The organism is Paenibacillus sp. MZ03-122A (assembly GCF_024213325.1).
GTDB lineage: Bacteria > Bacillota > Bacilli > Paenibacillales > Paenibacillaceae > Paenibacillus > Paenibacillus polymyxa_B.
The window spans coordinates 275,500-299,924 of the sequence record NZ_JANAVI010000006.1 but is presented as its reverse complement, the minus strand read 5'-3'; the positions used below and the strand labels follow the sequence as shown (position 1 = coordinate 299,924).

Genomic DNA, 24,425 nt, shown 5'->3' with positions numbered 1-24,425 from the left:
CATTTTATAGTGCACCATATAGCTGTCCAACAGGCATGAAAGCAGCCTGAGGACAGCTTTTTTGTTATTTTCAAGACTAAAGAACAGGTGGCGGGTATATAATGTATTCTTCCAACCCTGCTTTTTCCAATTGAGCGATCACATATTCGTCTGGAGTGCCTTCTACGCCAGCGTATCCTTTGCGGGTATACATATGGCAGGCATCCGGAAAAGAGTCTGCAAGCACACCCCTTATTTTCTTCCCTGAGCTGTCATTGTCCATAAATAAAAATATTTCGTCGTGCTTGGCCCGCTTGTGGAGGGATTCCAGTTTTATAGAGTTGAGTGTACCGAAGGTGCATAAAATGTGGACCTCCGGGTCAAGTAATCGGCGAAGTTTGCTGCGGTCATTTTTCCCTTCAACAATCACGGTTATCGCCATTTAAGCTCACCCCTTGTATGATACATATGCTCGAAATTCCCCGGGAAATGAAGAATATGTGTATAGTGTAGCTCCAAATAGGGTTCTCATGCAAAAAATAACAAAACAGCCTGCCAGAAGTGGCAGGCATGGGTACAAGGGACAACATGTTAGGGCAATTCAGACATTAAATCCAGCAAGTACGGAGAATGATGACGAGCAAAATATAAAGAACAAGAATGGTGCCAGTTGAAGTTCCAAAAACAGGGCAAGGGCTTACAGGATGACAGTGGCTCACAGGCTGCACCTCCCTTTGTTAGTGAATGTTCAGTCAAAATAGTCTATGTGGATAGGGGGATAGTGTACTGTGCATTTGCCCTCTGAAACGACATTTTGGGCTTTAAAGGTAGCATATTAGCATACCACTGCCCTCAGACTAGCTAGGAATGATAAGGTCCTGAGGCAGACAGTGGCGGCGTCGGAGATAATCGCTTAATAGGAACGAATAGCAGGCCAGCCATAAGAATTAGAAATGCGATGAAAAAAGGAGAAATGTGATCGGGTAGCTGACCTGCCAGTACAGGCCCGGCAAAGGAGCCGATAGATGTTGCAATAGACTGTAGTGCAAAGGTTTTGCCCAGTCGCGCACCTCCAATTCGTATGAAAAGGGAGGCTAGCGCTGGGAAAATGATACCTTTGGCAGTTCCCAAAATAAAAAGTATAATGCCAATCGCCGCTTCGGGCGTGGTGGCGAGTGCGTAAAAACTTAGAGACATCAAAATAATGCCACAAAGTAGTCGCACCATTGGTGAATATTTGTTCAGAAACAGCAAGCTGAGCGTACAAAGTGCTCCCAAACTGATGATGGAAAAGAGCAATCCGGTGGACATCATGGAAGCAGAACCGTTATTCCGTAATGGAATTTCGTAAAATAAAATGCCTTGTGCACACGCCAAAACAAAAGGCAGGAGCAGGTAACGCCAATTGAATGGTAAGCGAGTCTTTTGTGCTCCGGATAGCGGAGTAGGTGTCGCATGACCATCAGATAATTGGGCCTGTGGAGCGGGTGCTGTTTTGGGCAAGGTGAAATAAGCCATAAGCCCCGTGACTACGAGAATGATGCCAAGGGAACTAAACGTCTCACTAAAGCCGAAACTGGCTACGATAAAAGCGCCAGCGGCTGGAGACAGGACAGAGGCCAACGTATGAACGACACCATGTCCCGACATATATTTGCCCTGCGTAACTGGATGATCGGATAGCTGTGCCAACATGGCTAGACAGGCCGGAGATAAAAAGGCTAACACAAAACCGCTAATCGCCCGAAGAAAAAGTAATTCCCACGGTGTGTGGATGTATGATTGAATGACAAGAATGATGCCTGCGGCTGTTAGGCTGAACATAATATATCGGCGGCTACCGTGTTTGTCGACCTTGGGGCCGGCCATCAAATTACCAGGCAGATGAGTTAGAGAGTAAATCCCCATCATCCAGCCAATAAAAGTAGGTGCCGCACCCAGGGAGATAGCGAATGGTGTCAAAATAGGATACTGTGCATGCAGATCGAAAAAAGCAATGAATAAAAAGAGATACAGCCAGAGGGCTGTTTTCATGGGATGACCCCCTTCCCTAATGTAAACTTTCATGTTGCACCACGTATTGGCCCTTCCTAAGTTGTACGCTGGAGTGGACGAACATAGACCACTTTGTATGGACAAGAATTGAATAACAAGGTATGTACAAGAGCTAAGCTGACAGGGCATCACGTAATCATGTATAATTACAGAGACAATTTTGTGATTTAAATGATGTAGTTGAAAACGGGAGTGTAGCGAAATGGATAAGGGCGTCTGGACAGAGTTTTTGGAACATAATTGGCAGATCGTTCAGGATAACTGGATGTATATATTAATTGGGCTTGTCCTACTGTTAGTCATATTGAAGATTGTAAGAACTCTCGTAAAATGGCTGATTGTCATTGTCGTAATTGCAGGCTTGCTTATCTACAGTGGCATTTCCTTTGAACAGGTCGGCAAGGTCGTTACTCAGGCAAAGGATGATGCGATTAACAAGGTTCAGAGCGAGGCTTTGAACATGATGATCAAAGAGGGACGGGATGCCCAATACACATCCAACGCGGATGGTACGTTTTCGGTAACCAGCTCCAACTTGGAAGTTAAAGGTCCATTTGATGGTGACAAGGTCAAGGTATGGTTTCAGGGGATGTCGCTGGGCGAGTGGAGTATGGGCGATACCGTCAAGAAATATATCGAAGGTGCGAAAGGCTCGGCTGTAACACAGTCGCCACAGTCGCCGTAGAGACAGGAGGAACACAATGAAACCATCCTGGCTGGAGCCTATTCTTCATTGGAATGGCGTGACGGTGTTTTTGATTGTCATTGTACTGCTGTCGTTGATTCAGGGCTGGAGACGAGGAGCTTCCAGATCTGTAGGGGCGCTGTTCAGTCTTATTGTGGATGGCATACTGACTGTGGCGGGTATTTTGTGCTCGCTCGGGTTAGCCATGTGGCTTTCACCGAAGGTGCAACAATGGCTGGCGACTTACATGGAACATTTGCCTCAGCGAGAACTAAGTGGGATTGAGCAATTTTATTATACGTTGGTGGCGGGGTTAGAGGGATTTCCGCTGCTGCGGTTCGCCGTATTGTTCATGCTTAGTTATGCGATCGCCCAATTTGTACTACGTGCAATTTATGTGTTGATGGTAGGTGGCAAGTCAGATTCTTCTTTCCATGAGCATGAAAAAAAATCAGGCTTTTTCAGCAGGGTGGCAGGGGCTGGAATAGGTACTCTTATTGGTGGAGCACGCGCTATCATGGTTATAGCCCTGCTATTCATCGGCGTAAGTCTGTATCCAGACAGCGGGTTTAGCAGCTACGTCCAAGCTTCACCGATTTATAAGCAAGGTGCGCAATCGGTCATTGAACCGTTGTCCGGGACTCTGATTAAGGATAAGCTGCCCGTATTTACGCAGGCTGTTACCAAGGAACTGAATGGCATCATGCAGCGCAAATATGAAATAATCGACCGGGACATTCCAAGCGATATCGTTCAGGCAGCGGCCAAGATTACAGAAGGGGCTAGCGGTGACGAGCAAAAAGCTAGAGCGTTGTATGAATGGGTAGGCACCCGTATTAGCTATGATTACAGTAAGGTGGAAGCCTATGAGCAACGTGGTGACTGGCATGAACAGACTCCTAGAGATACGTTTGATACACGTAAAGGAGTGTGCATTGATTATGCCCGCCTTTACTCAATGATGGCTCGTTCGCAGGGGCTACAGGTCAAGGTGGTGACAGGGCTTGGTTATAACGGACAGGGAGGCTACGGTTCCCATGCATGGAATGAAGTATATTTGAGCGCACAGGATCAGTGGGTACCGCTAGACCCGACCTGGGCGCAAAGTGGGGACTGGTTTAATCCGCCTGGTTTTGCCCAAACACATATCAAGGATAAAGTGATTTAATAAGGAGTGGAAAAGGGCACATGAGAAAGATAGACAACGAGCAGGGAAAAGACAATGAGACGTCTGATCGGAAAAGATTTAGCTTTCGGATCAATCTGTTCTTTTTCAGCTCGTTCATTATATTTACGGTCATTATTGTAAGATTGGCGATACTTCAATTTGTAGATGGACCTCAGCTTAAGCAGCAGGAGGCCAGTAATGTTACCAAAAATGTACCACTTACGCCGATTCGCGGAACGATTTATGATTCCACCGGGCAGAATAGACTGGCGTATTCTACACCTGTACAATCGCTGTATATCACGCTCTCCAAGAACTATAGTGACGGCATGGAGCAGTTGCGTAAGCCTGATAAAAAGCTGTTGCCTGAGCTGGAAAACATGACACAAAAGCTGGCAAATCGATTTGCCCAATATGGTAATAAAGATGAGCCAAAAATGACGGCAGAACAAATTATGGATGCTATGGACCGAAACTATCAACGGTTTAGCGGTTTTACGCCGCGTCTGATTAAAACCAATCTTAATAAAGATGAAGTTGCCTATTTTATGCAGCATAAGAGTGAGTTCCCGGGCGTAGATGTCGTAGAGGAAACGGTACGTCATTACGATCCAGATACGGTAGCTGTTCAAACGGTTGGTTATATTAAAAGTTATAAAAGTGCGCGTGAAACGTTGGATAAATATAAGAATATTCAAAAATCTATGTCAGCTGAAAATGATCCGGGCCTCATTTATATGGATAACGAATCGGTTGGCTTTGATGGACTGGAATTCCAATATCAGGAACAGTTACGAGGGAAAAATGGCTATAAAACCGTTCCGATAGATCCGCGTAATATGCCGGAAGGTGTAGATTCTGTTACTCCTCCGCAAAAAGGAAATAATGTCTATTCCACGATTAACAAAGAAATTCAGGTTAAGACTGAAAATGCCATTATGGATCAATTGAGATGGCTCCATTCACATGCTGTATCTGGCAAGACTCATCCTTATGCGAAAACAGGCTTTGCTGTAGCGATGGAAGTAGATACAGGAAATGTGGTAGCGATGGCTAGCATGCCGGATTATGATGCAAATTACTGGCAGACTGGAAATATATCCAGTGATAATTATAAGAAAATACAAAATGTATACTTAAATGGTACTATTCGTTCGTTCGGATCGGGCCAATCGGGTCAACATCCAGAGTCAGTTGTTCTTTTGGGCTCCACCATTAAACCTCTTTCTGTGTTGATAGGTCTGGAGGAAAATCTATTCAGCACCTCATCCTACTACCAGGATACAGGAGCGGCTTACTTTGGGCGTAACAATTCGTCACGAGTTCGAAACTCTTCGGGTCATGTGTACGGCGGGTTGGACCCCGCTTCTGCCATTCGGCATTCCTCCAATGCATTCATGGTAGATATGGTGGGTAAAAGATTGTACAACAAGTACATTAATAATGCCAAGGAAGATCAAGGTGTGAATGTATGGGACCGCTATATGAAGGAATTTGGATTAGGTGTGTCTACAGGTGTAGATTTACCTACGGAATATCCTGGTTTGAGAGAATATGGACCTAAAAGCAAGGAATCGGCCTTGTCCAAATTAGCGTATGCTTCTTTTGGGCAGCAGGGTAAGTATACAACGCTCCAGCTTGCACAATATACCACTGTGCTGGCTACCAAGGGCAAACGGATGGAGCCGCATTTGGTCAGTCAGATTAAAGATACCAACGGCAATGTAGTTCAAACAATTAAGCCGAAGGTGCTGAATGAAGTGAAATTCCCAGATGCATACTGGAATGAAGTCATACGCGGGATGGCAACAGATGTCAGTGCATTTAATGGTTTCCCTTATGACTTTGCTCGCAAAACGGGGACATCTCAGCAAAGCGTAGGCGGTAAACTGAAGGATAACGGGGTATTTATTGCCTTTGCTCCACGTCAGAACCCCAAACTTGCAGTAGCCGTTGTTATTCCTGAAGGAGGCTTTGGTGCGACGAGTGCAGGACCAGTTGCGCGTAAAATCTTTGATGCCTACGACGAAGTTTATGGATTGGACGGGGTGCCTAAGAAAAAGGATGCCACGACAACCGATCCTAACGCAATCAAACAGCCATAATCCTTTTATACGATGTCATTTCATGAAAGCTTCCCTTAGCCTTTGGGCTGAGGGAAGCTTTTTTATGTTTTTTCTACGTTTTCTTACAAAATTGTCATCTTAGAATTCATCGTTTATTGTTTTAGATATGGTAGGATCAGGGAATATGAAACCTATTGGAAGGAGTAATGCAGCTAATATGGACAGAAGAAGTTTAGATAAAAAGTTTTCATTCAAAAAGAAAAATCAAGAAGAGGATGAAGAGTCACGAAAAAAACGGACGGTTTTACGAACCAACCTACTGTTTTTTAGTGCTTTTGTGCTGTTTGCCCTGATCATTACCAGACTAGCTGTATTGCAGTTTGTACAATCGGACGAGCTGAAGAGTCAGCAGCAATCCGTAAATACGAAAAATGTCCCGTTAGTTCCGAGTCGCGGCACGATTTATGACTCCACAGGTACGGTTAAGCTGGCGTATTCGACTTCAGTACAGTCCTTGTATGTAACTTTATCTAAGGATTATAGCAAGCGTACGGAGAAAGATCGCAAGCCGGGGGAAAAGCTGCTCCCTGAGCTCAATGCATTTGCTGCCAAGCTTGCTGCCAAATTAAACGAACTGGGTCGTACCGAAGGAGAGCAGCTTAATGCTGAGGAAATAAAAAAGAGATTGGACCCGGACTATAATCAATATAGGGGATTTACCCCGCGATTGGTCAAATCCGACCTGAGTCGGGAGGAAATCGCTTATTTTCTGGAGCATCGGACAGAATTCCCTGGTGCAGAGGTTGTAGAAGAAAGTGTACGCCATTATGACCCGGATCGGGTAGCGGTCCAAGCGATTGGATATATGTACAAGTTCAAAGGAGCCCGTGCGAACCGAACCAAATATAAAGAGCTGTACCAAGCTAATTCGGAGGTTCTAAGACCAGAACAGGTTTACCTGGAAAGTGAAACGGTTGGATATGATGGCCTGGAGCTGCAATACCAGGACGAGCTGAGAGGAAAAAACGGCTATAAAACGGTAGAAGTCAATCCGCGCAGCATGCCGGAGGGCGTTGAATCGATTACTCCTCCTGAAAAAGGACATCATTTATATTCCACCATCAACAAGGAAATTCAGCAAAAAACCGAGCAAGCGATTATGGATCAGCTTCGCTGGCTTCATACTCATGCCGTATCGGGGAAGCTTCATCAAGACGCTACCACTGGCTTCGCTGTAGCGATGGAGGTAGAGACCGGAAATATCGTGGCAATGGCCAGTATGCCGGATTATGACTCTAATGTATGGAAAAGTGGAAGTACCTCGCCTTCGGTATATGACGAAATTCAGCATAAAATGGGAAATGGAACCATTAAATCCGTGCCTAGCGGAAAAGAGGGTCCACATCCAGAATCCTCGGTGCTTTTGGGTTCAACCATTAAACCGCTAACCGTGCTGATCGGGTTGAAGGAAAACCTGTTTTCTCCCGGACAAACTTATCTGGATACGGGAAGTGCGTACTACGGCAAAAATCGCTCCAGCCGGGTTGGGAATTCTAGCGGACATGTGTATGGTTCTTTGACACCTAGCAGGGCAATTGAGGTCTCGTCGAATACGTTTATGGTAGATATGATTGGCAAGCCAATGTATGGAAAATACGGAAGTAATCCAGGGGTGCATCAGGGAATTGACGTATGGGACAAGTATATGAAGGAATTTGGATTAGGCGTACCGACAGAAGTAGATCTGCCGGGCGAGTGGGCGGGGAGACTTGAGTATACGAGCAAGCATGAAAGTGCGCTGACACGTTTGGTGCAGGCATCCTTTGGTCAGCAGGGAAAATATACAGCGATGCAGTTAGCCCAGTATACAACTGTGCTGGCAACAAAGGGCAAGCGTATGCAGCCTCATTTAGTCAGCAAAATTGTAGATGATCAGGGGAATCTCGTACGTGAGTTTAAGCCGAAGGTGCTGAATGAGGTCGCCTTTTCAGATACGTACTGGAATACAGTGATTCGGGGTATGGCTACGGATGTTAAAGCCTTTAACGGATTTCCTTATGATTATGCCCGCAAAACGGGGACTTCTCAGCAGGTGGTAGGACGTACGGTTAAAGATAATGGGGTGTTCATCGCTTTTGCTCCGCGTCAAAATCCGAAGCTGGCGGTAGCGGTCATCATTCCTGAAGGGGGCTTTGGTGCGACGAGCGCGGGACCGGTTGCGCGTAAAATATTTGATGCGTATGACGAAGTTTACGGGCTAGATGGTACTCCTAAAAAGCCTGTGGCAGCCAAGTAAGGTCTTGAATACTTTTGTGGGCTTCTCTTTTTCATGGTAAAATGTCGTTGGACATAAGGGACATACAGGAGGAAGAGAGACTATGGGAGAAAACCAATATAAATACAAACTGCTTGCGCTCGACATGGACGGAACCTTACTGAATGATAATCATGAAATTTCCTTGGAAACGATTAACTGGATTAACAAGGCGATTCAGGAAGGGATCCATGTATGCTTATCTACTGGACGTGCAGCGATGCATGCTCTGCCTTACGGTCAGCAACTCGGCCTGGAGACGCCAATGGTAACTGTAAACGGCAGTGAGGTGTGGAAATCACCCCACGAGTTGTGGCGCCGTTATTTACTTGATAAGGAGCTCGTTCGTAAGATGCACCAGATTGCCGTAGAAACAGGCTCTTGGTTCTGGGCTTACTCAACGGAGGAATTATATAACAGAGATCGTTGGCCGGATACATTGGACACACAGGAATGGCTCAAATTCGGTTATAATACGGAAAATGACGAAATTCGCCACCAAATTTTACTTAAGCTTCAGGACATGGGGGGACTTGAAATTTCCAATTCCTCGATGACAAATTTGGAAATTAACCCAGCTGGTATATCCAAAGCCAGTGGAATCGCTGAAGTGTGCGACCTGCTTGGCATTACTCTTGAGCAGGTGGTTGCCGTTGGCGACAGTCTGAATGACCTGGCTGTGATTCAAGCGGTTGGGCTGGGCGTAGCCATGGGGAATGCTCAGGATACGGTTAAAGAAGCCGCTGATGTGGTCGTGGCTTCGAACAATGACGACGGCATTGTAGAAGTGATTCGTGATTATGTGCTTGTGTAATAAAACGAATGATGCAGCTAGCAGGATGAATGGACGAGAAGGAGGAGGCCCATGGACGTTGTAGGCTGGATTGTTGTTATTGTGCTGTTCATTGTGGGCATGGCCGGGGCGGTATATCCCGTATTGCCGGGGGCGCTCGCCATCTATTTTGCATTTTTTGTTTACGGCTGGTTTTTCTCGTTTGCTCCATACAATGCATTGTTTTGGATTATACAAACACTAATCGTGGTTGCCCTTTTTGTTGCAGATTATGCTGTGAATGCCTGGGGAGTCAAGCGATTTGGCGGCTCGCGTCTGTCGGCGATCCTCAGCACTGTCGGAATTATTATTGGTCCCTTCGTTATTCCGGCATTTGGTCTGATTTTGGGGCCATTTATCGGCGCTGTGCTGGGTGAGCTAATTGGCAAAGCCCCGCTGGACCGAGCTATTAAAGTGGGCTTTGGCTCTGTATTAGGCCTTTTTACCAGCACCGTGATGAAAGTGATTTTGCAGCTTGCCATGATTATTGTATTCTTGATTTGGGTGTTATGACCCGAGATTCGTTTTCGTTTATTATGATTTGCAGAGACAGAATCGACATGCGGCTCCGCACCGGTGATGGCTCAGGCCATGACTGTTTGTGCGGGGCTTTTGCATGCGTGTGAACAGCAAGAAAGAAGGGAACGCATTTTGTCCAATAAAGAAACATTCCTTAAAGGTACGCTTATTTTAGCCGCTGCTGCCTTGGTGGCCAGAGTGCTTGGTCTGGTACAGCGTGTTCCATTGGAGCATCTGCTTGGTTCCGTTGGGAACGCCTCGTTTACCATTGCCAACAACGCTTATTTGATGCTGCTCACAGTGGCTACAGCCGGTATTCCAAGTACATTGAGCAAAATGGTTTCAGAACGTTATGCACTGAATCGGCCTTCGGAAGCGCGACGTGTGTATCGTGCGGCTTTGATATTCGCGGCCGCGGCAGGCATTATCATTACAGCGCTACTGTATTTTGGAGCACCTTACTTTGCCGAGCATGTAGCGGGGGTTCCGCAATCCGCTTTGGCCATTCAGGCTTTGGCACCAGCATTACTGCTGTTCCCTGCCATCGCCATGATGCGTGGGTACTTCCAAGGGCGCGGTAATATGACCGCAGGCGGTATTTCACAAATTGTGGAGCAGGTTGCACGTGTAGCGACTGCTATTGTACTTGCTTTTATTATTTTGAAGCTGGGTTATGGAGATCGCGAGGTTGCGGCCGGGGCCTCCTTTGGAGGTGTCATGGGAAGTCTTGGCGCTCTAGCGGTCATGTTGTACTACACGGTGAAATTGCGCCGCCAGGATCGACAGGACCGCCAAGATCAATTCCAAGAGGAAAGCTCCGCGCTACCGATGATGCGCATTTACAAAGATATTTTCAAGCTTTCCATTCCCATTGTATTGTCGTCTCTGACGGTTCCGGCGGTCAACTTTATTGATACGTCAATTGTGGTGAGACTGCTATCTGGTCAAGTGGGATTGGATCAGGCGACTACTCAGTTGGGTTATCTAGGCTCTCGGGCACAGAGTGTGGCGGGAATTCCGCCGATTTTGGCCATTGCGCTCAGCCAATCGCTCATTCCGATCATTTCAGCGGCATTTGCCCGTAAAGATGAGCAGCATTTACAAAATCAGATGACGCTGGCCTTGCGTATCTCTATTTTGACTGGAATGCCAATTGTGCTAGCTTTATGTGTAACCGCCTATTCTATTAATGGTTTACTGTTCAGCTCGCTTGGAGGCAGTGGTATCATCGCTGTTCTGACACTCGGAACGATATTTCAGATTACGATGATGACTTCTAATTCAATACTGATCGGTATGGGCAAGCCGCGTATTTCAATGGTTAATGTCATGGTCGGTATCGTCGTCAAGTTTGCAGCGAGCTGGCTGCTGGCTGGTTGGCTTGGAATTTACGGGATCATTGCCGCAACCGGATTATGTTTCCTCGTGATCACGTTGCTGAATTTGCGTGTGCTTAAAGGGATCGTCTCCTTTTCCATCATGGGCCGTCGCTGGGCAGGTTTCTTAACCGCAGTCATCGTCTCGGGAGCTATCGGATACGGTGTAAATGAAGCCAGTATCCTGCTGGTGCATCTGATGCCTGCGCGTGTGGCCTTCTTGATCGCGTGCTGCATTGCCGGGGCAGCTGTACTGGTATGCTACTTGCTGTTGCTGGTTGTACTGCGCGTATTGCGCAGGGACGAGCTGGGGAACTACCCACGTATGTTGCAAAAGGTACTGCGTCCGTTAATGCGCCTACAGCGTGAATCCACAGGACAACAAGGCTAAAAGAGTCCTCCAGTCTATCAGTGGAAAGGTTGCAAGCTGTTATGGGCAACGTGGGCCATTGCTGTTTTTTGGATGCCGTGGCGATGCTCATGGCGCATGGCAAATAACAGGGGTCGCCTTGGTTCGCTCAGATGCCCAAGTGTGGAGCCGTCCTGAAACCAGTCGTAACGGGGGATTGGATCATAAGCTGTATCGGACCAGACGGCGTTCAGCTCCGGGCTGTACAGACGTTGTCCTGGCGGTAGCCATTCATGTGCTAAAAGCGTTGCACTTTCATCTGGAGAGTGCAGCGCTTTTTCTTCATTCGGGGTGAACAATCCGGGCCAATAGTCACTGCGTGAACCCGTATGTGGCACACTGTTAGCGAATGCTGATACCTGGTCCAGCACCTGCTGATGGCCGAAGAGCATAGCATAGAGACTTTTGCCAAAGCCGATCCGCTCGTCCAAATGGCCGAAACGCTCCATCACTAGTCCAGCAAGTCCACCGTTCAGCCCAAGTGGAAATATAACCTGATTAAGCTGGAGCCAGTCATGCAAATAAAAGCCCGGCTTGTGTGTCACGAATTTTTGAAAATACGGATCTTTTACCACACGTCCTTCAATATAGTTTTGTTCATTAATGATGAGCGCCACAGTCAACAGAGAGCTATCCCGCCAAGCCCAAAAACGTTCCCAAAAGGGCTTCATGAATGGCGAAACGTGAAAATAAGGCAACAAATGAAAGCAACTCCGACCCAAATGACGGCTGTGCATGTAAAGTTGCAACTGCGGATAAGCGTCTTGAAAAATAAGGGCATTACAGCGCTCCAGTAGCCGATACAGCCATTCCTTTTCCTGTTCGCCGAACAGGTTGCCAATCAGTCCCCCTTTCAGATCGGTCATATTATAGCCGCCATTACGAGAAACCAGGTGGGCCAGTAATGCCCAGTGTAACTCCGGGTAGCCACGATAGCATTCAAGGTAAGCGGCCGTGCGGGTGACGTTGCTGCGATTCTCCTGTGCTGTATCATTTTTGATCCGCTCCAGCAGCTCACAGTCTGTTTCGCATAAGGGCATATTCAGAGAAGATGGACGCGTAGCGGGTCTGTTCACCAGCATTAACGCTTCAGCTTCATTCATAGCGGCCTGTGCTGTATGATAATCCCACGCTAGTTCACGCAAGGGGTAGCGTAATTTGCGGGATTCGGTCCAAGCCGCCCGTTTGCCCTCCCAAGCTTCCTCTGCAACACGAGGAACGGAACCCAGTAACTTTAGCCCTCCTTGAAGCTGTCGAGATGCTGTATGGAGCCATTCGGTAAGAGACATGACTACTAAATAACCTCCTTTCCAATTGCAAGCATCCCCGTATCCTGCCAAGTATGTTGGGTATGCTGTTAGGATGTCGTGCTTGTGTAGATTCTTAAGTGTATCTTTAGTATGCCTCAATGAGAGGGCTTCCAATCGGCATGTGAGCAGAATGGGGGAGTGTGCAAAAGCTTCACTTGGCGTTACAATAGAAAGTGCAATCTTTTCAGCATAAAAAGAATTTAAGGAGGAATCATCCATGCAAAAAATCGTCTCTCATGAAGACTTTAATAAGGCAATATCTACTCCCGGCGTAACGGTGGCTGTATTTAAGGCGGACTGGTGTGGGGATTGTCATTTCATTGATCCGTTCATGCCTGATGTGGAACAACAATATGCAGATAAGCTTACATTAATTGAGATTGATGTAGAACAGGCCGAAAGCGTCAGTCAAGAGCAGAATGTATTGGGGATTCCTAGCTTTATCGCTTACAGTGAAGGCAGGGAACTGGTACGTCTGGTGAACAGACTGCGCAAATCCCGCGAGGAGATTGAGCAATTTTTGGATCGGGCTGTTGAAGTCCATGCGAGCTTGGCAAAATAATGAATGCTGTGCATGCATGCATGAAGGTTACAAAGTGAATTTTAAACATCAAGACATTCAGAAAGCCGCTTCCTTCTAAGGGGGCGGCTTTCTCACGGACACGTTCACATTTTGTCAACAAAGCTCGTATGTCAAGGAACGATATATCAGTTATAATTACTTTAAGTGATCATTTCACAACATATAAAGTGAATAAATATTATATTTGGAAGGATACGGGTGAATTTGAATAACAAAATTAGAATATTAAAATGGCTGGCACTCGTAACATGTATTGTCATGTTTTTGGCTACCTTCGGTGGAGGTGTCGTGACACGGACGGATTCGGGTCTTGGCTGTGGCCGGGAATTCCCGCTTTGCAATGGCAAGCTGGTTCCGGCACATACGATCGCATCCCTTATTGAGTTCTCTCATCGTTCCGTTAGTGCCATGGCCGGGATTCTTTCTATCGCCTCATTTGTTGGCTTTTTGCTGTTTATGAAGCATCGGAAGGATTTACAGCTATTCTCGCTGCTCACGCTCTTGTTTGTCATCATACAAGGTGCCATGGGGGCGTTGGCTGTTATTTTCTCCCAATCGGCTGCAGTCATGGGACTGCATTTTGGCTTTGCGCTTATCGCCTTTGCCAGTGCAACTATGATGACGCTGGGGGCCTGGCAGGAGCACGCGGACTCACGCTACACTCCGCGTCTGATTCCTGGGCGTGTCAGTCGGGGCTATCGCAACTTTATATGGCTATCGACGATCTATACCTATATTGCTGTTTATTCAGGGGCGTTGCTTAGTCACTCGGTCATCCAGAAGGTTGTAAATATTGGGGGCTTCATATCTCCACTGCTGCTTCATCAGATTTCAGCCGGTCTGCTGTTCGTCATTATCTTGGCTGTGGGTCACTACTCATACCGTTATCACCCGAATCACCGAGATATCCGTATATTGGGTGTCGTATCGGTCTTGTTAATTTTGCTTCAAGTGGTGATTGGAATTATCTTGTTGTACGTCAACAGACCTGAAATCTATATGTTTATCGTGCTGGGACATATGCTGGTGATTGCATCGTTGTTCTCCATTTTGGCTTATCTGAGCTATCGTGTATGGCAATTGTCACCAGACCGCAAGCTTGTTCCGACCCAAGCACAACGTACCTAAGCATTTCATAGATCATAGTGAAGCGGATTTTTGCCCAAGAGGCGTTTAAACACGTATAATAGCATATAAGAAACAAACCAGGCCCACGAGTTTCTCGAGGGCTTGATTTGCTTAGGAGGAGTCGTCCAGTTGATCTACCAGAATTTGCGCCAATTTATTGAAGCGTTGCGTAAAGAAAATCATCTTAAAATTATAGAGGCACCTGTCGATCCTTACTTGGAGCTGGCTGAGATTCATCGAAGAGTCATTGAGGAAGAAGGGCCGGCACTGCTGTTCACGAATGTAAAAGGAACCCCGTTTCCTGTAGCCAGTAATCTGTTTGGCACGAATCGCCGTGTGGATATGGCTTTTGGCCCGCGACCAGAGCAACTGATGGATGCGATTGTCGGAGCCACCAAAACATTGTTTCCACCTACACCCAAAGCATTGTGGAATGAACGTGGCCTGATTAAGGACATGCTAAAAGTAGGGCTAAAAACAGTATCTCATAGCGAGGCCCCTGTATTGGGAGTTCGCCGTACAGAGGCTCCGTTAGCGCCACTGCCTAAAGTGACCAGTTGGCATGAGGACGGGGGGCCGTTTATTACGCTTCCACTTGTGTATACCGAGAAGCCAGGTCAGCCCAAGGATCATAATCTGGGGATGTACCGCATTCAGATTTATGATGATCAGACGACGGGCATTCACTGGCAAATTCATAAAGGCGGCGGTTTCCATTATCATGAAGCGGAGCTGCGTAATGAGCCATTGCCTACGACGATTATCATTGGTGGCCCGCCTGCCCTGATTGCGTCTGCCATTGCTCCAGCACCGGAAAACTTACCTGAGCTGCTGCTGGCTTCGCTTATTATGGGAGGCAAGCTGCCCATGACAGAAGATCCGCTTGGGGGTCACCGGATTCCAGCAGAAGCAGAATTTGCAATCAGCGGTTATGTGCCGCCTCATGAACGCCGTCCAGAAGGCCCGTTTGGTGATCATTTTGGATATTATTCATTACAGCATGATTTCCCTGTATTTCATGTCAAACATATGCATCACCGCAAGGATGCCATTTATCCGGCAACCATTGTAGGTAAGCCTCGGCAAGAAGACTATTATCTCGGTGAGTTCTTGCAACGTCTGCTGTCGCCTGCATATCCGCTTGTGATGCCTTCCGTCAAGTCCCTGTGGGCGTATGCGGAAACGGGCGTACATGCGCTGGCAGCGGCAGTCGTACGTGAAAGCTACTCCCGTGAAGCGCTTGTATCCGGTTTTACTATTTTGGGTCAAGGTCAATTATCGTTGACCAAGTTCCTGATGCTGACGGATCGAGTAATTGATTTATCTGACTTTAACCTGCTGTTGGAAACCATTCTGGAGCGATTTAATCCAGCAACGGATTTATTTATTTTCAATCACACGTCACACGATACACTCGATTACACAGGCCGCAAGCTGAATCATGGTAGTAAGGCGATCCTGATGGGGATAGGTGAGCCTGTACGTGAATTGCCTCGTGCTTATGAGGGAGGCGATCTGCCGGGAATTCGTGAAATTAAGCCCTATTGCGGAGGATGCCTCGTCGTATCGGGTGCGTCCTTTGAGCAGGAGCCTGAGCTGGCGGCACGTGTTTTGGAGCGACTAGCAGCGAGTGAGCAAGAGTGGCCGCTCGTCTTCATTGTGGACGATGCCAAAGAAGTTGTTCGCTCTCAAGCCTCGTTCCTGTGGACAGTGTTCACACGCTTTAACCCGGCTACGGATATGTACGCGGACAGCGAAGTGCGTTTGCATCATCTGAACTATAAGCTGCCGATTGTAGTGGATGCGCGTATGAAGCCGGGGTATCCGGATGAGGTGTTACCGCGTGAGGATATTGTTAAGCTTGTAGATCAACGATGGACGAGTTATTTCGCTTGACGCCCTAATGAAACCTACAGCCGGATTTTACATTTATAAGGAGGCGTAAGCATGATACGCAAGCTACTGGGTGAGCCGCCACGTGTGAACAAGGGCATCTTGCTGGATGCCATGAATAGCATGTCAGATATGTTGAACCTGCTGGAGCGGCAAATTCAGGCTGGTGGAGATCCGACCCACGATTTTCGGAAGGCGGATATTTTGACACGCGGTCTAATGTCATCTCTGGATGAACTGGAGCAGAGCCATCATGCTGCTGCCTTTTTTCGTATGAATGTGAAAGCCGGATATGCTGAAGATATGAGCGAGGATGAAAAATCCGACTATGCATTATATGTTTTCTTTTATAAAGATGGGTTTGTGAGGGTATTCTCCATTTTAGATAAGCTGGGCAACTGGCTAAATGATCTGTGTGATTTAAAAACAGGGCAGTATAAGGCTCATTATTCGTATTTTACCGTGTTGCGGCAGCTCAAGTATCTCAAAATGCATCCTGTATTGACCGATAATTTAATTGATATCAAGGACACATACAACGATGCCATCAATCGGCTGCGTAAGCGTCGGAATACGGAGATACACTATATGAATACGGAAATGCAGGATGATCTCTGGCAACGACACCGAGCTTTGTATGGAAAAATCCAACTGGAGGACCTCGATCACCATTTGGAAGATTTGCAGCAGGGCTTGGAAATGGTGTGTCGGTCGCTGTCAAACGCCTTTACTTATACTGCGAAACAATGGGAGAACCGGGCAGTACGCCCAAAAATATGATAGAAAATATCCTTTGACAAAGCTATGTAAACTATCTATACTGAAACCTAGTTTCAGAAAAATGCTTGAATTATATTTTTTTATATAAACTTAACGGACAGCTAAAGCTGGAGTTTAACATATTTTTCTTATCCAGAGAGGTGGAGGGACTGGCCCGATGAAGCCCGGCAACCCGTTCTTTCCCGGTGTAATACACTGGGAGGGAACATGATGGTGCTAATTCCTACAAAACCGCTAGAGTTATAGCGATTTTGGCAGATGAGAAAAGGTTCGCAAGGTGGGGCCCTTTTCATTCTGTGAAAGGGGCTCTTTTTTGTATAAATAAATAGCGATTTTATACAATCCTGAGAGATGACAACTGGTTAAAAGGGTAAGGAAGAAGTGAAGGGGGTCGCAGCACGTTGATAGAGCTTAAGCAGTTAACCAAGCATTATGGCAAAGGCAACCGACGCGTTAATGCGCTGTCTGGGTTGAATCTTTCTATAAAGCGTGGAGAAATATTCGGAGTGATTGGTCACTCCGGGGCGGGGAAAAGTACATTGATCCGCTGTATTAATTTATTGGAACGCCCTACTTCAGGTGAAGTATGGGTAGACGGGGTAAACCTCACCACTGTGAGTCAATCCCAGTTACAGAAGCAACGTCGAAAAATCGGAATGATTTTTCAGCATTTTAATTTGTTGTCTTCGGCGACGGTGTATGACAATATTGCATTTCCATTGCGTCTCGTAAACACTCCCAAGCAGAAGGTGGACATGAAGGTTCGTGAGCTGCTGGAACTGGTGGGTCTGGAAGAACATAGTAGAAAGTATCCGTCACAGCTCTCAGGTGGACAGAAACAGCGGGTAGGAATTGCACGGGCGCTGGCTAGTGATCCTCATGTATTGCTGTGTGACGAAGCGACTTCTGCGCTTGATCCGCAGACGACGGGGTCTATCCTGAAATTGCTGCTGGATATTAATCAACGTTTTAATTTAACCATCGTGCTGATTACACATGAAATGCATGTCATTCAAAGCATTTGTGATCGAGTTGGTGTTATTCATCAGGGCGACATCGTGGAGCAAGGTCCGGTAGCGGAAGTATTTTTGAAGCCGCAGCACCAGGTAACCAAGGACTTTATTCAACGGGAGTCAGAACATCCCGAGGAGCTGCAAGCAGCGATTGCGGCAGCAGGTGGCGGCGAGTCAGCGCAGGTGGTGCGTATCTCCTTCTTGGGCAGCAAAACATATGATGCGATTCTGTCGCGTACGGCTCGAAGTACTGGTGTTGATTTTGCGATCTTGCAGGGAACTATATCTACGATTAAAAATGTACCCTATGGACAGCTAATCGTTCGTTTTGAAGGAAATCATGAGGATATAGAGCATACGTTGCGCGAAGTGTCTGGGCAAGGGCTTGATGTGGAGGTGATTGGACAATGAGCGAACTTGATTTTTCACAAGTGAGTTGGGAAGAGCTAGGGAATTCTACGCTGGAAACCCTTCAGATGCTTGGGGCATCTGCATTGTTCACCCTCGTTATTGGTTTGCCGCTTGGTATATTATTGTTTCTGGCGAGCCGCTCCTCGTTGACTCTGATGAAGGTGATATACATTGTATTATCATTTATCGTTAACATTTTACGTTCCGTACCCTTTATCATTTTGATCGTTGCACTTATTCCTTTTACACGATCGCTGGTAGGTACCTCGACCGGGGTGCTGGGAACCATTCCGCCATTGGTTATCGGGGCTGCCCCATTCTTTGCACGTCTTGTCGAAACGTCTCTGCGTGAAGTGGACAAGGGCGTCATTGAAGCCGCACAAGCGATGGGTGCCTCGACAGGACAAATTATCCGGCGTGTGCTGTTACGTGAGGCACTTCCGGGTCTGCTCGCCGCATTAACCATTACCGTCGTTACACTCGTATCCTACACGGCAATGTCCGGGATGATCGGGGGCGGTGGACTGGGTACACTGGCTATCAACTACGGCTATTATCGTTATGAAACGGCTGTCATGATCGTTGCGGTCGTGCTGATGGTTGTATTGGTACAATTGCTGCAAATGGCGGGAGATCGGCTCGTGCGGCATTATACTCGAAAATAGGGAAAACATATAGATATCCTTATTGATCAGGACGTCTGCTCCTGAATATTACAAATTATTGGAGGGGTAATAACATGAAGAAATGGGTATTGGCTATATTAAGCTTGACATTAATTGCGGTGCTGGCTGCTTGCGGCACAAAGAGCACAACATCGGATACAAACAATGCGAACGAGAATACAGGCGGATCACCACGTGAAGTGGAACTGAAAGTTGGAGCTTCTCCTGTGCCGCATGCGGAAATTTTGGAAGCGATCAAGCCTCAGTTGGAAAAAGAAGGGGTTCGTCTCCAAGTCGTTCAGTTTAACGACTACGTACAGCCGAACGTTCAATTGTTTGACAAGCAGCTGGATGCTAACTTCTATCAACATGTACCTTACTTGAATGTGATGAACAAAGAGCGCAAAATGGATTTGGTTTCTGTGGGCGCGGTTCACCTGGAGCCTTTCGGCATCTACTCCCAAAAATATAAAAAGCTTGATGAACTTCCAGATGGCGCAACTGTAGCCATTCCGAACGATGCGACAAACGGAGGCCGTGCTTTGCTGTTGTTGGAAAAACAAGGTCTGATCAAGCTGAAAGACGCAAGCAACATTGAAGCTACGGTAAAAGATATTACTGAAAATAAGAAAAACCTGGAATTCAAGGAGCTGGAGGCGGCTATGCTGCCACGTCAGTTGCCTGAAGTGGATATTGCGTTGATCAACACGAACTACGCTTTGGAAGCGAAGCTGAACCCTACGAAAGATGCACTGGCACTGGAAGACAAGGATTCTCCATATGCTAACGTTCTGGTAGCACGTCCTGATAATAAAGATTCCGAAGCGATTCAGAAGTTGCTTAAAGCTTTGCAATCTCCAGAAACTAAAAAATTCATTGAAGATAAATACCAAGGCGCAATTATCCCGGCATTTTAAGTAGGGAACGAGAACGCATTGCACGCAACCCCCAGATTCTCTTGAACAAGAGGACTGGGGGTTTCTTTTTGGATGGAGTTGTAGGGGAAGCTTAAATATTTTATACTTGGGGGTGACCGTTCTCTGTGAACAGGAGGAAAATTGTTGAGAGATAAAGTCGCATTCATAACGGGCAGTGCCAAAGGTCTAGGTAAAACGACCGCTCTGCGTCTGGCGGATGAAGGCTGTAATATTGCACTGAATTATGTGCATAGCCAAGCAGAAGCTGAAGCGCTTAAGCGGGTGATTGAGTCTAAGGGAGTACGCTGCTTGTCTTTACAAGGGGATATCTCTGTTCAGGAAGATATTACGAGGCTGATTGGTGAAGTACAGGATCGGCTAGGCGGAGTCGATATTATGGTGAATAATGCCGGACCGTTCATCCGGGAACGCCGTCTGTTTGCGGATTACAGTGTAGCTGAGATTCATGCCATGATACAAGGGAATCTGGTCGGTACCATGTTGCTGGATCATTTGGTATTGCCTCACATGCGGAGCCAGCAATGGGGACGTATTATTCATTTTGGCTTTGGTCATGCTGGAGAAGCAAGGGCTTGGCCGCATCGCGCCGTCTACGCAGCCGCCAAGGTGGGGCTGGTGTCTTTTACGAAGTCACTGGCTGTGGAGGAAGCTCCTAATGGCATTACGGTCAATATGATCTGTCCAGGGGATATTCGAGGAGCAAATAAGGAAATGTCAATTGCCGATGTCATCGGTATGCAGGATAAAGAGACACCGCGTGGACGTCCGGGGAGCGGAGAGGACATTGCGCGAGTGATCGCCTATTTGTGTGAGGAGCATTCGGATTTTATAACAGGTAATATTATGGATGTATCGGGAGGATTGGACCCCATTCGGCCAACCATATAAGCTTGAGTGCTCCCTCAGACGCTGTAACACAAAAAAGAGTCTTGAGCTTCGTTACCGAAGTCAAGACTCTCATGATCATTATGCATCAAGCATTAGAATACTTGTACCACTTCTTGGACGCCGTCGACTTCTTCGAGAAGAGCACGTTCAATCCCTGCTTTCAGCGTGATTGTGGAACTTGGGCAACTGCCGCAAGCGCCTACCAGCTTCAGCTTAACGATGCCGTCTTCAACGTCAACCAGCTCAACGTCGCCACCATCGCGTTGCAGGAACGGACGGAGCTTATCCAGTACATCAGCTACTTCATCATACATTTGAACGCTTTGTGTTTCGCTCATTAGAATTCAACTCCTTTCCTATACCTTTATTATTATATTACAAAGCGGGCCAAATTAAAATGCCCGTCATCCAAAGCAGGTGAAAAAATGTTAAGACCTATTATTGAGTTTTGCACCAGTAATATGCATTGGGGTACCGATGAAATCATGTCCAAGCTGGAACAGAATCCAGATTATGATGTGATTGAATACGGCTGCCTAAGCAATTGCGGTCAGTGCAACGCCGAACCCTATGCGATGGTCAACGGCGAGATTGTATCCGCAGATTCAGCAGAGCTTCTGTATGAAGTGATTATGAACAAAATTAAGGAAGCTGAAGCATGGGATAACCTAGATTTGGATTGAAAGGCTCTGTTAGCCAGCTCCTTTTTGTAGAGAATATACATGATGCAAACAATCAAGAAACAAAGAAGACCTGCTCTGATAGCGGGTCTCCTTTGTTTGTTTAGCATACGTTTAGCCAAAATGGCGTTTGGACTTCCAGAGCACACCGCTTTTAAGCAGGCGTGGTACTCGTCCACGCAATGAGGTACTGCCCATAAAGCCATAGCCGAACCCGGCCTTCTTGCCAAGCGCGCCTAATGTACCGCGCAGCTTTAAAGGATGCGGATGAGGCGTTTGACCTTTCCACAGGTCGCGTACAATGTGTGCGATCTGCTCCCCTTGCACTTCTGCCGCTTGAGCGCTTGGAGAGTAGGGAAGGCTCGCACAGTCTCCGACCACATACACCTCAGGATGGTCCGGTATTTGATAATATTCGTTGAGCACGATGCGGCCCTGAGGGTCTTTAGGGACGGCTAAATCCTGCACAATTTTTACCGGCTGAATCCCCGCTGTCCATACTACTGCATCCGTTACAATTTGCTCGTCACGGTTATAAATAGCCCCCGGCTCAATACGGGAAACCGCAACATGATTCAGGGCATTAACCTGATGCTCCTTGAACCAAGCATGTACATAGGCAGACAAACGTTGCGGGAATGCCGACAGCACCCGCTCGCCCCGATCCATAATGGTAATATTCAAATCCGTACGGCTTTCGCGTAACTCCGCAGCAATCTCAACACCGCTAAGACCACCGCCTACAATATGAACATGTCCATATGGCTTGATTTCGTTCAAGCGCAGATAGGTTTGGCGGGTATGGTTAAACGACTGGATTGTACAGCTGTATTCTTCAGCCCCGGGTGTATTGTGAAAGCGGTCGGTACAACCCAACGCAATGACAAGCTGATCATAGGGCAAGGGTTCACCGTCTTGAAAATGGACCATTTTATTCTCCAGATCCATCGAGGTGACTTCTCCATATTTGCGAATAAGACGTTGTTCATCTGGAAAATGCACCCGCAAATCAAAATCAGATACCGTACCTGCCGCGAGGGCATAGTATTCTGTTTTCAACCCCTGAAAGGGCATCCGATCCACTAAAATAACTTGAACATCGTCGGGAATGTGTTTATCCAGCAATTCTTTGGCAATGGTAAGGCCGCCATAGCCGCCTCCCAGAATAACGAAATTTTTCATCAAAATCCGCCTTCCTTTCGCTACCGTGTCCCCGGCAAATGGTCTGGTGTCTCGTTGATCTAACACAAGCTTTTGTTGTTATAAAACCCGAGAATCGGGCCTGCCTTTGGCAGGCAGACCAGCGTATTCCGAGGCAGCATGATGCTGCATGGTGTGAGTAATGGGGATGAAATGCTCGCGGGAAATCTGAATCCGATATTACATTTATTCGAAAACTTCGATTTCGTTATAGAAGGTGTCCCGTTCTACAGGTATGCGTCCGGCACCTTTGACCAGCCAGATCAGCTCTTTACGGGTCAATCCGGCAGGGGTCAACGCACCTGCGGCGTGGCTGATTTGCTCGCGTACAATCGTACCATGGACGTCTGATGCGCCAAAGGTGAGAGCGACCTGCGTCAATTGCGGGCCAATATTAATGAAGTAAGCTTTGACATGGTCGATATTGTCCAGCATCAGGCGGCTGATCGCAATCGTTTTGAGATCCTCGTAAGCGGAGTTCCGGCGCATGATGTTGGCGTTTTTGCTTTTCGGCTGCATGGACAGTGGAATAAATACCATAAATCCGTTCGTTTCGTCCTGCAATTCACGAATTTGCAGCATATGTTCAATACGATCCTGATACGATTCGACCGAACCGTACAGCATGGTCGTATGAGTTTTCATGCCGAGATTGTGGGCCGTGCGATGTACTTCGAGATAGCGGTCCACGTTGGCTTTCGTAACACGCATCTTCTTCCGATATTCGTCGGACAAGATTTCTGCGCCACCACCAGTCAGGGATTGAAGTCCAGCCTTTTGCAGCTCCTGAAGCACTTCTTTAATACTCAAGCCGCTTATGCGTGTGAAAAAGTCAATTTCCGCTGCTGTGTAAGCTTTCAGTGTAACGTGGGGATATTTTTCATTCAGAGCCTTCAATGAGTCTACATAGTATTGGAAAGGCACATGATTATTATGACCACCGACGATATGGAATTCTCTTACTCCCGGATGGATGTGTTGCTCTACATAATCAATCATTTCCTGCCCGGACAACGTATAAGAGCCGTCCTCCCCCTGATCCTTGCGGAAATTGCAGAACGCGCAGCGCGCTTCGCATACATTGGTGAAGTACAGGCTCATGTTTTCGATAAAATAAACCTTTTTTCCGTTCTTGCGTAAATTAGCTTCGTTAGCCAACTGACCCAGTGTGAGGATATCGTCAGTTTCATACAAATATATACCGTCTTCAAGGTTCAAACGAATACCGTTCTGTACCTTTTCTACAATTTCCGCCATTCTGCGGTCTGTAAAAGGTGTAACTAATGTGGACATGCCTATTCCTCCTTCAAGTTGCTCTGTGCGAGGCTGTCCGCCAAATCAGCGGCACAAGCGCTAAGTGCGCACAGGATGTCCCGTTCCGTCGGTAAGAATCCGGCAGCGCGGATATACGATATGTGAAAAATGTTACAATGCCAGGCTACAATGATGAATATCTCAAAATATCGCCTTTGAAATGACAAATTTCCGACAGTTTCTTTTACACACTCTTCACCTATTATAAACCTCACACCA

22 protein-coding genes and 1 riboswitch are annotated in these 24,425 nt (G+C 47.0%); of the genes, 16 read left to right on the top strand and 6 right to left on the bottom strand.

All coding sequences use genetic code 11. From position 1 onward, the window contains the following. Positions 1-76: 76 nt before the first annotated feature. Together NLX74_RS15660 and NLX74_RS15650 are read right to left on the bottom strand one after the other, a co-directional pair. Positions 77-421 carry a toprim domain-containing protein gene (locus NLX74_RS15660; protein WP_235308411.1) on the bottom strand — a complete coding sequence of 115 codons (345 nt, stop codon included), beginning with the start codon at positions 419-421 and terminating at the stop codon, positions 77-79. 419 nt (positions 422-840) lie between these two features. Beyond that, positions 841-2,013, bottom strand: coding sequence for an MFS transporter (locus NLX74_RS15650; protein ID WP_235308412.1), 1,173 nt, complete (start codon positions 2,011-2,013; stop codon positions 841-843). Between the two features lie 223 nt (positions 2,014-2,236). Between NLX74_RS15650 and NLX74_RS15645 the strand changes: the two genes are divergently transcribed. The 7 genes from NLX74_RS15645 to NLX74_RS15615 all read left to right on the top strand — a co-directional run bounded on the left by NLX74_RS15645 (position 2,237) and on the right by NLX74_RS15615 (position 11,385). Further along, on the top strand, positions 2,237-2,719 hold the full coding sequence (locus NLX74_RS15645; RefSeq protein ID WP_071558288.1) for a hypothetical protein: 483 nt from the start codon (positions 2,237-2,239) through the stop codon (positions 2,717-2,719). A 16-nt stretch (positions 2,720-2,735) separates the two neighbouring features. Continuing rightward, positions 2,736-3,887: a transglutaminase domain-containing protein gene (locus NLX74_RS15640; protein ID WP_254329250.1), complete on the top strand. Its 1,152-nt coding sequence runs from the start codon at positions 2,736-2,738 to the stop codon at positions 3,885-3,887. A 20-nt stretch (positions 3,888-3,907) separates the two neighbouring features. Beyond that, positions 3,908-5,992 carry a peptidoglycan D,D-transpeptidase FtsI family protein gene (locus NLX74_RS15635; protein WP_254329249.1) on the top strand — a complete coding sequence of 695 codons (2,085 nt, stop codon included), beginning with the start codon at positions 3,908-3,910 and terminating at the stop codon, positions 5,990-5,992. Positions 5,993-6,170: 178 nt separating this feature from the next. After that, complete coding sequence (locus NLX74_RS15630) at positions 6,171-8,249, top strand: peptidoglycan D,D-transpeptidase FtsI family protein (RefSeq protein WP_254329248.1); 2,079 nt, start codon at positions 6,171-6,173, stop codon at positions 8,247-8,249. An 82-nt stretch (positions 8,250-8,331) separates the two neighbouring features. Then, positions 8,332-9,081: a Cof-type HAD-IIB family hydrolase gene (locus NLX74_RS15625; RefSeq protein WP_061829851.1), complete on the top strand. Its 750-nt coding sequence runs from the start codon at positions 8,332-8,334 to the stop codon at positions 9,079-9,081. Between the two features lie 51 nt (positions 9,082-9,132). Next, positions 9,133-9,612 (top strand): DUF456 domain-containing protein, encoded by a 480-nt coding sequence (locus tag NLX74_RS15620; protein ID WP_061829850.1) that lies wholly within the window; start codon positions 9,133-9,135, stop codon positions 9,610-9,612. A 138-nt stretch (positions 9,613-9,750) separates the two neighbouring features. Beyond that, entirely contained in the window at positions 9,751-11,385 is a 1,635-nt protein-coding gene (locus tag NLX74_RS15615; RefSeq protein WP_254329247.1) for a putative polysaccharide biosynthesis protein, read from the top strand. Positions 11,386-11,402: 17 nt separating this feature from the next. Here NLX74_RS15615 and NLX74_RS15610 read toward each other — a convergent pair whose 3' ends face one another. Next, a complete protein-coding gene (locus tag NLX74_RS15610; RefSeq protein ID WP_254329246.1) occupies positions 11,403-12,692 on the bottom strand; it encodes a DUF2515 family protein in 1,290 nt (429 codons plus the stop codon). Between the two features lie 238 nt (positions 12,693-12,930). Here NLX74_RS15610 and NLX74_RS15605 point away from each other — a divergent pair, with 238 nt between their 5' ends. The 8 genes from NLX74_RS15605 (at position 12,931) to NLX74_RS15570 (ending at position 21,012) form a co-directional block, all read left to right on the top strand. Beyond that, positions 12,931-13,275: a thioredoxin family protein gene (locus NLX74_RS15605; protein WP_025723593.1), complete on the top strand. Its 345-nt coding sequence runs from the start codon at positions 12,931-12,933 to the stop codon at positions 13,273-13,275. Between the two features lie 219 nt (positions 13,276-13,494). Continuing rightward, a complete protein-coding gene (locus NLX74_RS15600; protein ID WP_483311654.1) occupies positions 13,495-14,424 on the top strand; it encodes a COX15/CtaA family protein in 930 nt (309 codons plus the stop codon). Positions 14,425-14,553: 129 nt separating this feature from the next. Then, positions 14,554-16,320 carry a UbiD family decarboxylase gene (locus NLX74_RS15595; protein WP_254329245.1) on the top strand — a complete coding sequence of 589 codons (1,767 nt, stop codon included), beginning with the start codon at positions 14,554-14,556 and terminating at the stop codon, positions 16,318-16,320. A gap of 51 nt (positions 16,321-16,371) precedes the next feature. Beyond that, positions 16,372-17,097 carry a Cthe_2314 family HEPN domain-containing protein gene (locus NLX74_RS15590; protein WP_254329244.1) on the top strand — a complete coding sequence of 242 codons (726 nt, stop codon included), beginning with the start codon at positions 16,372-16,374 and terminating at the stop codon, positions 17,095-17,097. Positions 17,098-17,222: 125 nt separating this feature from the next. Further along, a riboswitch (SAM riboswitch) is annotated at positions 17,223-17,362 on the top strand. Between the two features lie 136 nt (positions 17,363-17,498). Next, positions 17,499-18,521, top strand: coding sequence for a methionine ABC transporter ATP-binding protein (locus NLX74_RS15585; protein WP_254329243.1), 1,023 nt, complete (start codon positions 17,499-17,501; stop codon positions 18,519-18,521). Beyond that, positions 18,518-19,186 carry a methionine ABC transporter permease gene (locus NLX74_RS15580; protein ID WP_013311839.1) on the top strand — a complete coding sequence of 223 codons (669 nt, stop codon included), beginning with the start codon at positions 18,518-18,520 and terminating at the stop codon, positions 19,184-19,186. Before NLX74_RS15585 ends, NLX74_RS15580 begins: the two co-directional genes overlap by 4 nt. A gap of 74 nt (positions 19,187-19,260) precedes the next feature. Next, positions 19,261-20,103 (top strand): MetQ/NlpA family ABC transporter substrate-binding protein, encoded by an 843-nt coding sequence (locus tag NLX74_RS15575; RefSeq protein WP_254329242.1) that lies wholly within the window; start codon positions 19,261-19,263, stop codon positions 20,101-20,103. Between the two features lie 144 nt (positions 20,104-20,247). Next, on the top strand, positions 20,248-21,012 hold the full coding sequence (locus NLX74_RS15570; RefSeq protein WP_043882348.1) for an SDR family oxidoreductase: 765 nt from the start codon (positions 20,248-20,250) through the stop codon (positions 21,010-21,012). A 92-nt stretch (positions 21,013-21,104) separates the two neighbouring features. Here the strand turns inward: NLX74_RS15570 and NLX74_RS15565 are convergent, their stop codons facing one another. Further along, a complete protein-coding gene (locus NLX74_RS15565; RefSeq protein ID WP_013311836.1) occupies positions 21,105-21,350 on the bottom strand; it encodes a NifU family protein in 246 nt (81 codons plus the stop codon). Between the two features lie 87 nt (positions 21,351-21,437). Here NLX74_RS15565 and NLX74_RS15560 point away from each other — a divergent pair, with 87 nt between their 5' ends. Further along, positions 21,438-21,695 carry a YuzB family protein gene (locus tag NLX74_RS15560; protein ID WP_023990179.1) on the top strand — a complete coding sequence of 86 codons (258 nt, stop codon included), beginning with the start codon at positions 21,438-21,440 and terminating at the stop codon, positions 21,693-21,695. A gap of 111 nt (positions 21,696-21,806) precedes the next feature. Here the strand turns inward: NLX74_RS15560 and NLX74_RS15555 are convergent, their stop codons facing one another. Both NLX74_RS15555 and mqnE read right to left on the bottom strand, forming a co-directional pair. Beyond that, positions 21,807-22,874 carry an NAD(P)/FAD-dependent oxidoreductase gene (locus NLX74_RS15555; protein WP_254329241.1) on the bottom strand — a complete coding sequence of 356 codons (1,068 nt, stop codon included), beginning with the start codon at positions 22,872-22,874 and terminating at the stop codon, positions 21,807-21,809. A gap of 204 nt (positions 22,875-23,078) precedes the next feature. Next, positions 23,079-24,185, bottom strand: a complete 1,107-nt coding sequence (mqnE, locus tag NLX74_RS15550) for an aminofutalosine synthase MqnE (protein WP_023990177.1) — start codon at positions 24,183-24,185, stop codon at positions 23,079-23,081. Positions 24,186-24,425: the final 240 nt, after the last annotated feature.

Bases quoted from the DNA above. Each gene is read 5' to 3' on its own strand.
- NLX74_RS15660 (WP_235308411.1), bottom strand. From the start codon at position 421: ATGGCGATAACCGTGATTGTTGAAGGGAAAAATGACCGCAGCAAACTT.
- NLX74_RS15650 (WP_235308412.1), bottom strand. From the start codon at position 2,013: ATGAAAACAGCCCTCTGGCTGTATCTCTTTTTATTCATTGCTTTTTTC.
- NLX74_RS15645 (WP_071558288.1), top strand. From the start codon at position 2,237: ATGGATAAGGGCGTCTGGACAGAGTTTTTGGAACATAATTGGCAGATC.
- NLX74_RS15640 (WP_254329250.1), top strand. From the start codon at position 2,736: ATGAAACCATCCTGGCTGGAGCCTATTCTTCATTGGAATGGCGTGACG.
- NLX74_RS15635 (WP_254329249.1), top strand. From the start codon at position 3,908: ATGAGAAAGATAGACAACGAGCAGGGAAAAGACAATGAGACGTCTGAT.
- NLX74_RS15630 (WP_254329248.1), top strand. From the start codon at position 6,171: ATGGACAGAAGAAGTTTAGATAAAAAGTTTTCATTCAAAAAGAAAAAT.
- NLX74_RS15625 (WP_061829851.1), top strand. From the start codon at position 8,332: ATGGGAGAAAACCAATATAAATACAAACTGCTTGCGCTCGACATGGAC.
- NLX74_RS15620 (WP_061829850.1), top strand. From the start codon at position 9,133: ATGGACGTTGTAGGCTGGATTGTTGTTATTGTGCTGTTCATTGTGGGC.
- NLX74_RS15610 (WP_254329246.1), bottom strand. From the start codon at position 12,692: ATGTCTCTTACCGAATGGCTCCATACAGCATCTCGACAGCTTCAAGGA.
- NLX74_RS15605 (WP_025723593.1), top strand. From the start codon at position 12,931: ATGCAAAAAATCGTCTCTCATGAAGACTTTAATAAGGCAATATCTACT.
- NLX74_RS15590 (WP_254329244.1), top strand. From the start codon at position 16,372: ATGATACGCAAGCTACTGGGTGAGCCGCCACGTGTGAACAAGGGCATC.
- NLX74_RS15580 (WP_013311839.1), top strand. From the start codon at position 18,518: ATGAGCGAACTTGATTTTTCACAAGTGAGTTGGGAAGAGCTAGGGAAT.
- NLX74_RS15575 (WP_254329242.1), top strand. From the start codon at position 19,261: ATGAAGAAATGGGTATTGGCTATATTAAGCTTGACATTAATTGCGGTG.
- NLX74_RS15565 (WP_013311836.1), bottom strand. From the start codon at position 21,350: ATGAGCGAAACACAAAGCGTTCAAATGTATGATGAAGTAGCTGATGTA.
- NLX74_RS15560 (WP_023990179.1), top strand. From the start codon at position 21,438: ATGTTAAGACCTATTATTGAGTTTTGCACCAGTAATATGCATTGGGGT.
- NLX74_RS15555 (WP_254329241.1), bottom strand. From the start codon at position 22,874: ATGAAAAATTTCGTTATTCTGGGAGGCGGCTATGGCGGCCTTACCATT.
- mqnE (WP_023990177.1), bottom strand. From the start codon at position 24,185: ATGTCCACATTAGTTACACCTTTTACAGACCGCAGAATGGCGGAAATT.